Below are 12,226 nucleotides of genomic sequence, written 5' to 3' on the forward strand. Positions count from 1 at the left end.
GGGCAGGCGACAACTCTGCCACCCCTAAAGATCCGCCAACAGGCTACTCCTGTGCGTTTTGCGAGGCCTCTTCCGCACTTTTTACTTTGTTTTCATAGTCTCGACGGATAATTTCCAGCGCAGCTAGCACGGTTTGCGCAGGAACTTTATTCTCCTCAAGCAGCATAATTAAATCGACGGCCAGCTTGACCTCGTCAGGGGCATTTTCCAGCGACATACTTCTTCCTCCCGTTAGCGCGTTAAGCGGGCCAGTCTGTTTTCAATTTTTTCCAGCGCGTCGCGACAGCGGGCCAGACGCCCGGTATAGGCTTCAACTTCCTTTGCCAGCCGCTGCTGGTCATCAAGGCTTATGGCTTGCGCCAGTCGTCTCTGTCGGTCGTTGCGCATGGCCAGCAGGCGCCGTTCATACTCCTGATGCTGTAGACGTCGGCGCTGCCAGCGGCTAAGCGTTGGCGACGCGCTATCCCAGGCGCGTAATGACCAGGTCGCCGTTTCCCGGTTAATCGCGGCGATTTGAGCAACGAGACGTTCTGCCAGCCAGGCGACCTGCGCAAGCTGCTGGCGTTCGGCCGCCTGTTTTAACGCCGTTAAGCCGTCTCTGGCCTCATTGAGATAAGCCTGCATCTGCGTGCTGCGGGTACGGAACAGCTGACGATCGAAGCGCGGGCTGAGGGTCGCGTGATTGGCCATGGGCGCCACCTGAGCGGCCAGCTCCGCAAGCTGGTTTTCCAGTGAATGTAAAAGCCGGGCGGTTTTCAAATAACTCCTCCATCCCCTGATAAGCAACTGTGCTACATTAGCGTTATCTTCGTGATAACGATTCGCATTATGCCACGTATTATTTTGATCATCATTGGCTGGCTGGCGGTAGCGCTGGGAACGCTGGGCGTGTTTTTACCGCTACTGCCGACGACGCCGTTTATCCTGCTTGCCGCCTGGTGCTTTGCGCGCTCGTCGCCGCGCTTTCACCACTGGCTTTTGTATCGCTCATGGTTTGGCGGCTACCTGCGTCACTGGCAGAATTACCGCGCCATGCCGCCGGGCGCGAAGCCGCGGGCGGTCGCGATGATTTTGCTGACCTTTGCCATTTCGCTGTGGCTGGTTAATCTTACCTGGGTGCGCATCTTGCTGCTGATCATTCTGACCTGTCTGCTGATATTTATGTGGCGCATTCCGGTGGTTGATGCAAAGCAACAAAAGCACTGATGCGCAATAATGATGGTTGCAATTGTCGCTGACAGCCAGTAAATTCTGGCGTTTTCGAGCGCGGGTAAGCCTGGTCAAAGGTTAAACAAAAGTTTCTTTGGCCCATTTGGCATGCCCGCGAGTAACACCGTTTTAATCAGGCATACACTTATGACCGCAACAGCACAGCAGCTTGAATATCTGAAGAACAGCATCCAAAGCATCCAGGACTATCCGAAACCTGGCATCCTTTTCCGTGATGTCACCAGCTTGCTGGAAGACCCGAAGGCCTACGCGCTCAGCATTGAGCTGCTGGCCGAGCGTTATAAAGACGCGGGGATTACCAAAGTGGTGGGCACCGAGGCGCGTGGCTTCTTATTTGGCGCACCGGTTGCGCTGGCGCTGGGCGTAGGCTTTGTTCCGGTACGCAAGCCGCGTAAGCTGCCGCGTGAAACTATCGCAGAAAGCTACGAGCTTGAGTACGGCACCGATCAGCTGGAAATCCATGTCGATGCGATCAAAGAAGGCGATAAAGTCCTGGTGGTTGACGATCTGCTGGCAACCGGCGGCACCATTGACGCCACCGTGAAGCTTATTCGTCGCCTGGGCGGTGAAGTGCACGATGCGGCCTTTATTATTAATCTGTTCGATCTGGGCGGCGAGCAGCGCCTGGAAAAACTGGGAATCAACTGCTATAGCCTGGTCCCTTTCCCGGGCCACTAAGCAAATCCCGCCACATAGCCTCGCTGATTGAGCGGGGCTGTGATAGCATGACCCCTCGTGATTTCACCTTCCAGCGTTTCAGAGCCAGCCCATGAGTTATCAGGTCTTAGCCCGTAAATGGCGCCCACAAACCTTTGCTGACGTCGTCGGCCAGGAACATGTGCTGACCGCACTGGCGAACGGCTTGTCGTTAGGGCGCATTCACCACGCATATCTTTTTTCCGGTACCCGCGGAGTCGGTAAAACCTCTATCGCGCGCCTGTTGGCAAAAGGATTAAACTGCGAAACCGGCATTACCGCCACGCCGTGCGGCGTCTGCGATAACTGCCGTGAAATAGAACAGGGGCGCTTTGTCGATCTGATTGAGATCGATGCCGCCTCGCGCACCAAAGTCGAAGATACCCGCGATCTGCTGGATAACGTCCAGTACGCGCCGGCCCGCGGTCGCTTCAAGGTCTATCTGATCGATGAAGTCCATATGCTTTCGCGCCACAGCTTCAACGCGTTGTTAAAAACGCTGGAGGAGCCGCCGGCGCACGTTAAATTTCTGCTGGCGACGACCGATCCGCAGAAGCTGCCGGTGACTATTCTTTCCCGCTGCCTGCAGTTCCATCTTAAGGCGCTGGACGTCGAACAGATTCGCCATCAGCTGGAGCATATTCTCGGCGCCGAGCAGATCGTTTTTGAACCGCGCGCGCTGCAGCTGCTGTCACGCGCGGCGGACGGTAGCCTGCGCGATGCGTTAAGCCTGACCGATCAGGCCATTGCCAGCGGCGACGGTCGCCTGACGGCTGAATCCGTCAGCACCATGCTCGGCACCCTTGACGACGATCAGGCGCTTTCGCTGATTGAGGCGCTGGTGGCTGCCGACGGCGAGCGGGTCATGGCCGGCGTCAATGAGGCTGCCGCCCGCGGCGTGGAGTGGGAGGCCTTGCTGGTGGAGATGCAAAGCCTGCTGCACCGTATTGCGATGGTTCAGCTCTCGCCGTCGGCGCTGGGAACGGATATGGCCGCGATTGAGCTGCGCATGCGCGAGCTGGCGCGGACGGTGCCGCCAACCGATGTTCAGCTGTACTATCAAACGCTACTGATTGGCCGCAAAGAGCTCCCGTACGCCCCGGACAGACGAATGGGCGTCGAGATGACGCTTCTGCGTGCGCTGGCTTTCCATCCGCGTATGCCGCTGCCGGAACCGGAGGCGCCGCCGGTGCAGGCTATTCAGGCCGCACCGGCTCAGCAGGCTGTCCCGGCATCCGCGCCGCCGTCGCCGCCGCCGAATTTGCCGCAGACCACCAGCCAGGTGCTGGCGGCCCGCAGCCAGCTGCAGCGTAGCCAGGGAGCGCCCACACCAAAAAAGAGTGAACCGGCAGCCGCTTCCCGCGCGCGGCCGGTGAATAACGCTGCGCTGGAACGACTGAGTTCAATTACCGAACGCGTACAGGCGCGTCCGGCGGCGGCTGCGCTGGAGAAAGCGCCGGCGAAAAAGGAAGCCTATCGCTGGAAATCGACGACGGTTGTTGAAGCCGTAAAAGAAGAAGTAGCGACGCCGAAGGCGCTGAAAAAAGCGCTGGAGCATGAAAAAACGCCGGAACTGGCGGCAAAGCTGGCAGTCGAAGCGGTCGAGCGCGATAGCTGGGCGGCGGAAGTCAGCCGGCTTGCGGTACCCAAACTGGTGGAGCAGGTCGCCCTGAACGCCTGGAAAGAGCAGGAGGGCAATCGCGTCTGCCTGCATCTGCGTCCGAGCCAGCGTCACCTGAATTCGGCGGGCGCGCAGCAAAAGCTGGCGGAAGCGCTCGGTATTTTGTACGGTACGCCGGTTGAATTGACCATCGTGGAAGATGATAATCCCGCGATGCGCACGCCGCTTGAGTGGCGGCAGGCAATTTATGAAGAAAAGCTCGCGCAGGCGCGTGAAGCGATTATTGCGGATAATAACATTCAGACGCTGCGTCGATTCTTCGATGCGGACCTGGATGAAGAGAGTATTCGCCCCATTTGATTGCAAGTCTGACTTGCGGTCAGCATCCTTAACGATGACTTACTGAGAGAGAAGCCTATGTTTGGTGGAAAAGGCGGTCTGGGTAACCTGATGAAGCAGGCCCAGCAGATGCAAGAAAAAATGCAGCAGATGCAGGAAGAAGTGGCCCGGCTGGAAGTGACCGGTGAATCCGGCGCAGGCCTGGTAAAAGTCACCATCAACGGCGCGCACAACTGCCGTCGCGTTGAGATCGACCCGAGCCTGCTGGAAGACGACAAAGAGATGCTGGAAGATCTGGTGGCTGCCGCGTTTAACGACGCCGCCCGCCGCATCGAAGAGACGCAGAAAGAAAAAATGGCGTCCGTGTCCGCCGGTATGCAGCTGCCGCCAGGCTTTAAGATGCCGTTCTGATGCAGACCAGTCCGCTGTTAACGCAGCTTATGGAAGCACTGCGCTGCCTGCCGGGCGTCGGCCCGAAGTCGGCGCAGCGCATGGCGTTTACCCTGCTGCAGCGCGACCGCAGCGGCGGAATGCGCCTGGCGCAGGCGCTAACGCGCGCGATGTCGGAAATCGGCCACTGCGCCGATTGCCGTACCTTCACCGAGCAGGAGGTGTGCAATATTTGCAGCAACCCTCGGCGCAAGGAAAACGGCCAGATCTGCGTGGTAGAGAGCCCAGCGGATATCTACGCTATCGAGCAGACCGGGCAGTTTTCCGGTCGCTACTTTGTGCTGATGGGCCACCTGTCGCCGCTTGACGGTATCGGGCCGGATGACATTGGGCTCGATCGTCTGGAACAGCGTCTGCGTGACGAATCGATGCAGGAAGTGATCCTCGCGACCAACCCAACGGTAGAAGGGGAGGCGACGGCCAATTATATCGCCGAGCTCTGCGCGCAGTATGGCGTAGACGCGAGCCGTATCGCCCATGGCGTACCGGTCGGCGGCGAGCTGGAGATGGTTGACGGCACGACGCTATCCCACTCGCTCGCCGGGCGGCATAAGATTCGTTTTTAATCAAACGGAGGCGCTTTTCGGGGCCTCCGCTTGAAAACTTCTCCCTCTGTCCCCATCTCACCCTCAACGGTTTTTTTACCATTAACAATGGCATTGTTGAGGTTGATTTAGATGAAAGGACAAGAAACTCGTGGTTTTCAGTCAGAGGTCAAGCAGCTTCTGCACCTGATGATCCATTCTCTTTATTCCAATAAAGAAATTTTCCTGCGTGAGCTGATTTCCAACGCCTCCGATGCGGCCGACAAGCTGCGCTTCCGCGCGCTGTCCCAGCCGGATCTGTACGAAGGCGACGGCGAGCTGCGCGTGCGTGTTTCATTTGATAAAGACAACCGCACCCTGACCATCGCCGATAACGGCATTGGTATGAATCGCGATGAGGTCATCGACCATCTCGGCACCATCGCCAAGTCCGGCACCAAAGCGTTCCTTGAGTCCATGGGTTCTGACCAGGCGAAAGACAGCCAGCTGATTGGCCAGTTCGGCGTGGGCTTCTATTCGGCGTTTATTGTTGCCGATAAAGTTACCGTCCGTACCCGCGCGGCGGGCGACAGCGCCGAAAACGGCGTCTTCTGGGAATCCGCTGGCGAAGGCGAATATACCGTTGCCGACATTAACAAAGCCGATCGCGGTACCGAGATCACGCTGCACCTGCGCGAAGGCGAGGACGATTTCCTCAACGACTGGCGCGTGCGTTCGATCATCAGCAAATACTCCGATCACATCGCGCTGCCGGTGGAAATTGAAAAACGCGAAGACGTTGACGGCGAAACCGTCATTAGCTGGGAGAAAATTAACAAAGCCCAGGCGCTGTGGACGCGCAATAAGTCGGAAATCAAAGACGACGAGTACAACGAGTTTTATAAGCACATTGCCCACGATTACAGCGATCCGCTGACCTGGAGCCACAACCGCGTTGAAGGTAAGCAGGAGTACACCAGCCTGCTGTATATCCCGTCGCAGGCGCCGTGGGATATGTGGAATCGCGATCATAAACACGGCCTGAAGCTGTACGTGCAGCGCGTCTTCATCATGGATGACGCCGAGCAGTTTATGCCCAACTACCTGCGTTTCGTCCGCGGCCTGGTCGACTCTAACGATCTGCCGCTGAACGTGTCGCGTGAAATCCTTCAGGACAGCAGCGTCACCCGCAATCTGCGTACCGCGCTGAGCAAACGCGCCCTGCAGATGCTGGAAAAACTGGCGAAAGACGACGCGGAAAAATATCAGACCTTCTGGCAGCAGTTTGGCCTCGTGCTGAAAGAGGGGCCGGCGGAAGATCAGGCCAACCAGCAGGCCATCGCCAAACTGCTGCGTTTCGCCAGCACCCATACCGACTCCGCCGCGCAGACCGTGTCGCTGGAAGAGTACGTCTCCCGCATGAAAGAAGGGCAGGAGAAGATTTACTACATTACCGCCGACAGCTACGCCGCCGCGAAAAGCAGCCCGCATCTGGAACTGCTGCGTAAAAAAGGCATTGAAGTGCTGCTGCTTTCCGATCGCATCGACGAGTGGATGATGAGCTATCTGACCGAGTTCGACGGTAAGCCGTTCCAGTCGGTGGCGAAAGCCGATGAGTCGCTGGATAAGCTGACGGACGAAGTGGATGAAACCACTAAAGAAGCCGAGAAGGCGCTGGAGCCGTTCGTTGAGCGTGCCAAAACGCTGCTTGGCGACCGGGTGAAAGAGGTTCGTCTGACCCATCGTCTGACCGATACGCCGGCCATCGTCACCACCGACGCGGATGAAATGAGCACCCAGATGGCAAAACTGTTTGCCGCTGCGGGCCAGGCCGCGCCGGAAGTGAAGTACATCTTTGAACTGAACCCGCTGCATCCGCTGGTAAAACGCGCGGCGGATACCCAGGATGATGCGCAGTTCGGCGAGTGGGTTGAGCTGCTGCTCGATCAGGCGCTGCTGGCCGAGCGCGGTACGCTGGAAGATCCGAACCAGTTTATCCGCCGCATGAACCAGCTGCTGGCGTCGTAATCTTTACCCTCACTCTACCCCTCTCCCGCTGGGAGAGGGCCGGAGTGAGGGCATCAAACCGCACTCTACGTAAAATATCTCACCATTAACCGTTTCAGCCGCCCCGCCTTCCTTGAGCCATCCGCGTTCTGGTGGTATGGTTTAGCGTTTTTTGAAAAATTGAATCAACTTTTGAGGGGATTTTCGTAATGCGTATTATTCTGCTTGGCGCTCCGGGCGCGGGTAAAGGAACTCAGGCTCAGTTCATCATGGAGAAATACGGTATTCCGCAAATCTCCACCGGCGACATGCTGCGTGCCGCGGTGAAGTCAGGCTCCGAGCTGGGCAAACAGGCGAAAGATATTATGGACGCCGGTAAGCTGGTCACCGACGAACTGGTTATCGCCCTGGTCAAAGAGCGTATTACTCAGGAAGATTGCCGCAACGGTTTTCTGCTGGACGGCTTCCCGCGCACCATTCCGCAGGCTGACGCCATGAAAGAAGCGGGTATCACCGTGGATTACGTGCTGGAATTCGATGTTCCTGACGAACTGATCGTTGACCGCATCATCGGGCGTCGCGTTCACGCAGCTTCCGGCCGCGTTTACCACATCAAATTTAATCCGCCGAAAGTTGAAGGCAAAGACGACGTGACCGGCGAAGAGCTGACCACCCGTAAAGACGACCAGGAAGAGACCGTGCGTAAGCGTCTGGTTGAGTATCATCAGATGACGGCTCCGCTGATCGGCTACTATCAGAAAGAAGCCGAAGCGGGCAATACCCAGTACGCGAAAGTCGATGGCACCAAAGCGGTGGCCGACGTTCGCGTTGAACTGGAAAAAATCCTCGGTTAATTCCGTTAGTTCTCACCCCGCCGCGGCGGGGTGAGAACTCCTCTCATTTTACCTTTTTCTATGATTGGTTCCGTTTAGCGCCATTTCAGCTACAATTGTCAGCGATTCAAATGGTTAAGAGGCGGTAATGCATCAGACGAAAACAGGTATCTTATTAGCCAATTTAGGCACTCCCGATGCGCCCACGCCCGACGCGGTAAAGCGCTATCTACGACAGTTTCTTAGCGATCGGCGCGTGGTGGATACCTCCCGTCTACTGTGGTGGCCGCTGCTGCGCGGCGTGATACTGCCCCTGCGAGCGCCCCGGGTCGCTAAGCTCTATCAGTCCATCTGGATGGAAGACGGCTCGCCGCTGATGGTCTATAGCCAGCAGCAGCGGCAGGCGCTGGCCGCGCGGCTTCCGGATACGCCGGTGGCGCTGGGGATGAGCTACGGTTCGCCGTCGCTGGAGAGCGCGGTTGATGAACTGCTGGAGCAGGGCGTGGAGCATATCGTGGTGCTACCGCTCTATCCGCAATACTCCTGCTCCACCGTGGCGGCGGTCTGGGATGAACTAGGGCGTATCCTTGCCAAAAAGCGCGCCATCCCCGGCATCTCTTTTATTCGCGACTACGCCGATGACGTGGACTATATTCACGCGCTGGCCGCCAGCGTGCGCGCGTCCTTTGCGGTGCACGGTGAGCCAGATTTACTGCTGCTCTCCTATCATGGCATCCCTCAGCGGTACGCCCAGCAAGGGGATACCTATCCTCAGCGCTGCCGCGATACGACCCGTGAGCTGGTTTCAGCCCTGGGGCTGCCGCCTGACCGGGTGATGATGACGTTCCAGTCGCGCTTTGGTCGTGAGCCCTGGCTGACGCCCTACACCGACGAAACGCTGAAAATGCTCGGTGAGAAAGGGGTGAAGCATATTCAGGTTATCTGCCCCGGCTTTTCCGCCGATTGCCTGGAGACGCTGGAGGAGATCGCGGTGCAGAACCGGGAAATCTTCCTCGAAGCCGGCGGCCAGCAATATGAGTACATTCCGGCGCTTAATGCGGACACCGCGCATATTGAAATGATGGTCAACCTGACGGCGAAATATCGCTGATCGCGCGTGCGGCGGGGAGTATGCTACTATTCCCCGCTTGTTCACTGTCAATAAATCGCCACTATGAAATTTCCCGGTAAACGCAAATCCAAACACTATTTTCCCGTCAACGCTCGCGATCCGCTGCTGCAGCAAATTCAGCCGGACAATGAGTCTAACGTCGCCTGGGTGGTCGGTATCGATCAAACCCTGGTCGATATCGAAGCGAAAGTGGATGAGGCGTTTATCGTACGCTACGGCCTGAGCGCCGGGCATTCGCTGGTGATTGAAGACGATGTCGCCGAAGCGCTGTATCAGGAACTGGTTCGCAATGACCTGATTACCCACCAGTTTGCCGGCGGCACCATCGGTAACACCATGCATAACTACTCGGTGCTGGCGGATGACCGTTCGGTTCTGCTTGGCGTCATGTGCAGCAATATTGAAATCGGCGGCTACGCCTACCGCTACCTGTGCAACACCTCCAGCCGTACCGATCTGAACTACCTGCAGGGGGTGGATGGGGCGATTGGGCGCTGCTTTACGCTGATTAGCGACTCCGGCGAGCGCACCTTTGCGATCAGCCCCGGGCATATGAACAAGCTCCGTCCGGAAAGCATTCCGGAAAGCGTCATTGCCGGCGCCTCCGCGCTGGTGCTGACCTCCTATCTCGTGCGCTGCAAGCCGGGCGAGCCGATGCCGGACGCGACGATGCAGGCCATCGCATATGCGAAAAAGCACGATGTACCGGTGGTCCTGACTCTGGGGACCAAATACGTTATCGCCGATAATCCGGCGTGGTGGCAGGCGTTCCTCAAGGAGCACGTCTCTATTCTGGCGATGAACGAAGAGGAGGCGGAAGCGCTGACCGGACTATCCGATCCGCTGCTGGCTTCCGACAAGGCGCTGGAGTGGGTTGACCTGGTACTGTGCACCGCCGGGCCTGCCGGGCTGTATATGGCCAGTTTTACCGAGGATGAGGCTAAGCGCAAAACGCAGCATCCGCTGCTGCCGGGCGCGATTGCCGAGTTTAACCAGTATGAATTCAGCCGCGCGATGCGCCATCAGGATTGCGAAAATCCGCTGCGTATTTATTCGCATATCGCACCCTATATGGGCGGGCCGGAGAAGATCATGAATACCAACGGCGCGGGCGACGGCGCGCTGGCGGCGCTGCTGCATGATATCACCGCCAATAACTATCATCGCAACAACGTGCCGAACTCCAGCAAGCACAAGTGCAAGTGGCTGACCTATTCCTCGCTGGCGCAGGTGTGTAAATACGCTAACCGCGTGAGCTATCAGGTGCTGAACCAGCACTCGCCGCGTCTGACCCGCGGCCTGCCGGAGCGTGAAGATAGCCTGGAAGAGGCCTACTGGGATCGCTAAGCCGGTAAGTAAAGCCGGCCCCGAGAAGTCGGGGCCGGAAGCATTAACCGGTAATAAGCTCGCCTGCTGGCGGCGTTTCGAGCAGCTGCAGCATGGCGCGGGCGATTTCCCGCTCGCCCATCACCACCTGGTTGGCGCCGCGTTCAACGATATACTCCACTTCATCGTCGTAGTGGGCGCGCGCGATGATCTCGATATTCGGGCACTTCTCGCGCGCGGAAGCCACGATTTCCCCGGCTTCATAGCCGTTAGGGATGGTCAGCAGCAGCCAGCGGGCGCAGTCAAGATGCGCCAGATTCATAATCTCTTCATTGGCGGCGTTGCCTAATACCGCGCGAATACCGCGTGCGCGCAGTTCGTCAACGCGGGTACGCGAGGTTTCGATAACCACCAGCGGCACGCCCTGCGCCATCAGTTTTTCACCGAGCAGGCTCCCGACGCGACCGAAACCGACCAGCAGCGCGTGGTTACAGATATCGACGGGGATCTGTTTCTCATCTTCAATCACTTCTTCCAGCGTCTGTTCGTCCAGCGTCTCCGTTTTATCGAGATATTTTTCCAGCAGGGTAAACAGGACCGGGTTGAGCATGATGGAGATAATGGCGCCGGCAAGCACCAGGTTTTGCCCGGCCTGCGGCAGCAGACCCAGCGCCATTCCTAGTCCTGCGAGAATAAAAGCAAATTCACCGATTTGCGCCAGGCTGGCGGCAATGGTCAGCGCGGTGCGCGGCGAGTGGCCGAACATTCGTACCAGGAAGAAGGCGGCAGCCGATTTACCGAAAATAATGATGACCAGCGTCGCCAGCACCGCCAGCGGCTGATCGAGCAGGATCATCGGGTCAAACAGCATTCCCACGGAAACAAAGAACAGTACGGCGAAGGCGTCGCGCAGCGGCAGGGTATCGTGGGCCGCGCGATGGCTGAGCTCGGATTCATTGAGCACCATACCGGCGAAAAAGGCGCCGAGGGCGAAGGAGACGTCAAACAGCTCAACGGCGCCGAAGGCGATGCCGAGCGCTAACGCCAGAACCGACAGCGTAAACAGCTCGCGCGAGCCGGTTGCCGCGCTGCGTGACATAATCCACGGCACCAGGCGGCGGCCGACCAGCATCATAATGGCGATAAAGGCAACGACTTTACCGATGGTAATGCCCATATCGAGGGCCAGGGTAGCCAGGCCAACGTCGCCTTTCTCCGTCATGCTGGCGACCGCCGGCAGCAGCACCAGCGTCAGCACCATCACCAGATCTTCCACAATCAGCCAGCCGATGGCGATTTGCCCCCGCTGGCTATCAATAAGCTGTCGTTCTTCCAGCGCGCGCAGCAGCACCACGGTACTGGCGGTAGAAAGACACAGACCAAAAACGATCCCGGTCATTAACGACCAGCCCAGCATGGCAGAGAGCGCCATACCCAACAGCGTTGCCACGGCGATCTGGGCGATAGCCCCCGGAATAGCGATGGCCTTGACCGCCATCAAATCTTTTAAGGAGAAATGCAGACCCACGCCGAACATCAGCAGGATCACGCCAAGCTCGGCCAGCTCCGGCGCCAGCTTGGTATCAGCAACGAAACCTGGGGTAAAAGGTCCGGCCAGCACGCCCGCTAATAAATATCCCACCAGAGGAGAAATACGTAGCTTATTGGCAATCATGCCGAGAATAAAGGCGAGCACAAGGCCGCCGACAATGGTGGTGATCAGCGGTGTTGCGTGGTGCATTCCGTCTCCTTGCAGTGGTGAGCTGATCCATTTTCGGCATATACCCGTCATACTTCAATTTGCATGGGCGTTGGCTTTCCTCGCTCACCCCAGTCACTTACTTCAGTAAGCTCCAGGGGATTCCCTGCGTCGCCGCCTTCCTGCAACTTGAATTATTTAGGGTATAAAACCAAAAAACCGAATAATAGTTTATGACAATTTCAGCGGTTTTGTTTATGAATAATCGTTGAATTTTGCAAAAAGATGGAATTGGCATGCAAAAAAGCACGGACCGCAAAATGGCAGCAGCTTATACGGGGTAATGCTGGTGGAGTAAGGGATTGCGGC

At 57.6% G+C, this 12,226-nt stretch carries 12 protein-coding genes and 1 other annotated feature; of the genes, 9 read left to right on the forward strand and 3 right to left on the reverse strand.

All coding sequences use genetic code 11. The features are described from left to right. Positions 1–43 precede the first annotated feature (43 nt). Positions 44–217, reverse strand: a complete 174-nt coding sequence (gene rsmS / locus SIK97_RS01265) for a pleiotropic regulatory protein RsmS (protein ID WP_014228211.1) — start codon at positions 215–217, stop codon at positions 44–46. A gap of 14 nt (positions 218–231) precedes the next feature. After that, positions 232–759 carry a primosomal replication protein N'' gene (gene priC / locus SIK97_RS01270; RefSeq protein ID WP_025107143.1) on the reverse strand — a complete coding sequence of 176 codons (528 nt, stop codon included), beginning with the start codon at positions 757–759 and terminating at the stop codon, positions 232–234. 69 nt (positions 760–828) lie between these two features. Between priC and SIK97_RS01275 the strand changes: the two genes are divergently transcribed. From SIK97_RS01275 to SIK97_RS01315, 9 genes are all read left to right on the forward strand, one after another. Next, positions 829–1,206: a DUF454 family protein gene (locus SIK97_RS01275; RefSeq protein ID WP_032748298.1), complete on the forward strand. Its 378-nt coding sequence runs from the start codon at positions 829–831 to the stop codon at positions 1,204–1,206. A 150-nt stretch (positions 1,207–1,356) separates the two neighbouring features. Then, a complete protein-coding gene (apt, locus tag SIK97_RS01280; RefSeq protein WP_004099669.1) occupies positions 1,357–1,908 on the forward strand; it encodes an adenine phosphoribosyltransferase in 552 nt (183 codons plus the stop codon). 91 nt (positions 1,909–1,999) lie between these two features. Continuing rightward, positions 2,000–3,907 carry a DNA polymerase III subunit gamma/tau gene (dnaX, locus tag SIK97_RS01285; protein ID WP_032748300.1) on the forward strand — a complete coding sequence of 636 codons (1,908 nt, stop codon included), beginning with the start codon at positions 2,000–2,002 and terminating at the stop codon, positions 3,905–3,907. Continuing rightward, positions 3,240–3,304: a sequence feature (DnaX frameshifting element), on the forward strand. It overlaps the preceding gene by 65 nt. Before the next feature lie 57 nt (positions 3,908–3,964). Beyond that, positions 3,965–4,297 (forward strand): YbaB/EbfC family nucleoid-associated protein, encoded by a 333-nt coding sequence (locus SIK97_RS01290; protein ID WP_004099673.1) that lies wholly within the window; start codon positions 3,965–3,967, stop codon positions 4,295–4,297. Then, a complete protein-coding gene (gene recR / locus SIK97_RS01295; protein WP_004129946.1) occupies positions 4,297–4,902 on the forward strand; it encodes a recombination mediator RecR in 606 nt (201 codons plus the stop codon). Before SIK97_RS01290 ends, recR begins: the two co-directional genes overlap by 1 nt. Before the next feature lie 111 nt (positions 4,903–5,013). Further along, positions 5,014–6,888 (forward strand): molecular chaperone HtpG, encoded by a 1,875-nt coding sequence (htpG, locus tag SIK97_RS01300; RefSeq protein WP_009653565.1) that lies wholly within the window; start codon positions 5,014–5,016, stop codon positions 6,886–6,888. A 188-nt stretch (positions 6,889–7,076) separates the two neighbouring features. Next, positions 7,077–7,721: an adenylate kinase gene (gene adk, locus SIK97_RS01305; RefSeq protein WP_004848363.1), complete on the forward strand. Its 645-nt coding sequence runs from the start codon at positions 7,077–7,079 to the stop codon at positions 7,719–7,721. A gap of 127 nt (positions 7,722–7,848) precedes the next feature. Next, on the forward strand, positions 7,849–8,811 hold the full coding sequence (gene hemH, locus SIK97_RS01310; RefSeq protein WP_032748303.1) for a ferrochelatase: 963 nt from the start codon (positions 7,849–7,851) through the stop codon (positions 8,809–8,811). A 63-nt stretch (positions 8,812–8,874) separates the two neighbouring features. Then, a complete protein-coding gene (locus SIK97_RS01315) occupies positions 8,875–10,179 on the forward strand; it encodes an inosine/guanosine kinase (protein WP_004137947.1) in 1,305 nt (434 codons plus the stop codon). 43 nt (positions 10,180–10,222) lie between these two features. Here SIK97_RS01315 and ybaL read toward each other — a convergent pair whose 3' ends face one another. Then, positions 10,223–11,899 carry a YbaL family putative K(+) efflux transporter gene (gene ybaL / locus SIK97_RS01320; RefSeq protein WP_032748305.1) on the reverse strand — a complete coding sequence of 559 codons (1,677 nt, stop codon included), beginning with the start codon at positions 11,897–11,899 and terminating at the stop codon, positions 10,223–10,225. Positions 11,900–12,226 lie beyond the last annotated feature (327 nt).

The sequence above is a fragment of the Klebsiella sp. JN_Kp126 genome, from assembly GCF_033843325.1.
Classification (GTDB): domain Bacteria; phylum Pseudomonadota; class Gammaproteobacteria; order Enterobacterales; family Enterobacteriaceae; genus Klebsiella; species Klebsiella michiganensis.

Bases quoted from the DNA above. Each gene is read 5' to 3' on its own strand.
- rsmS (WP_014228211.1), bottom strand. From the start codon at position 217: ATGTCGCTGGAAAATGCCCCTGACGAGGTCAAGCTGGCCGTCGATTTA.
- SIK97_RS01275 (WP_032748298.1), top strand. From the start codon at position 829: ATGCCACGTATTATTTTGATCATCATTGGCTGGCTGGCGGTAGCGCTG.
- apt (WP_004099669.1), top strand. From the start codon at position 1,357: ATGACCGCAACAGCACAGCAGCTTGAATATCTGAAGAACAGCATCCAA.
- dnaX (WP_032748300.1), top strand. From the start codon at position 2,000: ATGAGTTATCAGGTCTTAGCCCGTAAATGGCGCCCACAAACCTTTGCT.
- SIK97_RS01290 (WP_004099673.1), top strand. From the start codon at position 3,965: ATGTTTGGTGGAAAAGGCGGTCTGGGTAACCTGATGAAGCAGGCCCAG.
- recR (WP_004129946.1), top strand. From the start codon at position 4,297: ATGCAGACCAGTCCGCTGTTAACGCAGCTTATGGAAGCACTGCGCTGC.
- htpG (WP_009653565.1), top strand. From the start codon at position 5,014: ATGAAAGGACAAGAAACTCGTGGTTTTCAGTCAGAGGTCAAGCAGCTT.
- adk (WP_004848363.1), top strand. From the start codon at position 7,077: ATGCGTATTATTCTGCTTGGCGCTCCGGGCGCGGGTAAAGGAACTCAG.
- hemH (WP_032748303.1), top strand. From the start codon at position 7,849: ATGCATCAGACGAAAACAGGTATCTTATTAGCCAATTTAGGCACTCCC.
- SIK97_RS01315 (WP_004137947.1), top strand. From the start codon at position 8,875: ATGAAATTTCCCGGTAAACGCAAATCCAAACACTATTTTCCCGTCAAC.
- ybaL (WP_032748305.1), bottom strand. From the start codon at position 11,899: ATGCACCACGCAACACCGCTGATCACCACCATTGTCGGCGGCCTTGTG.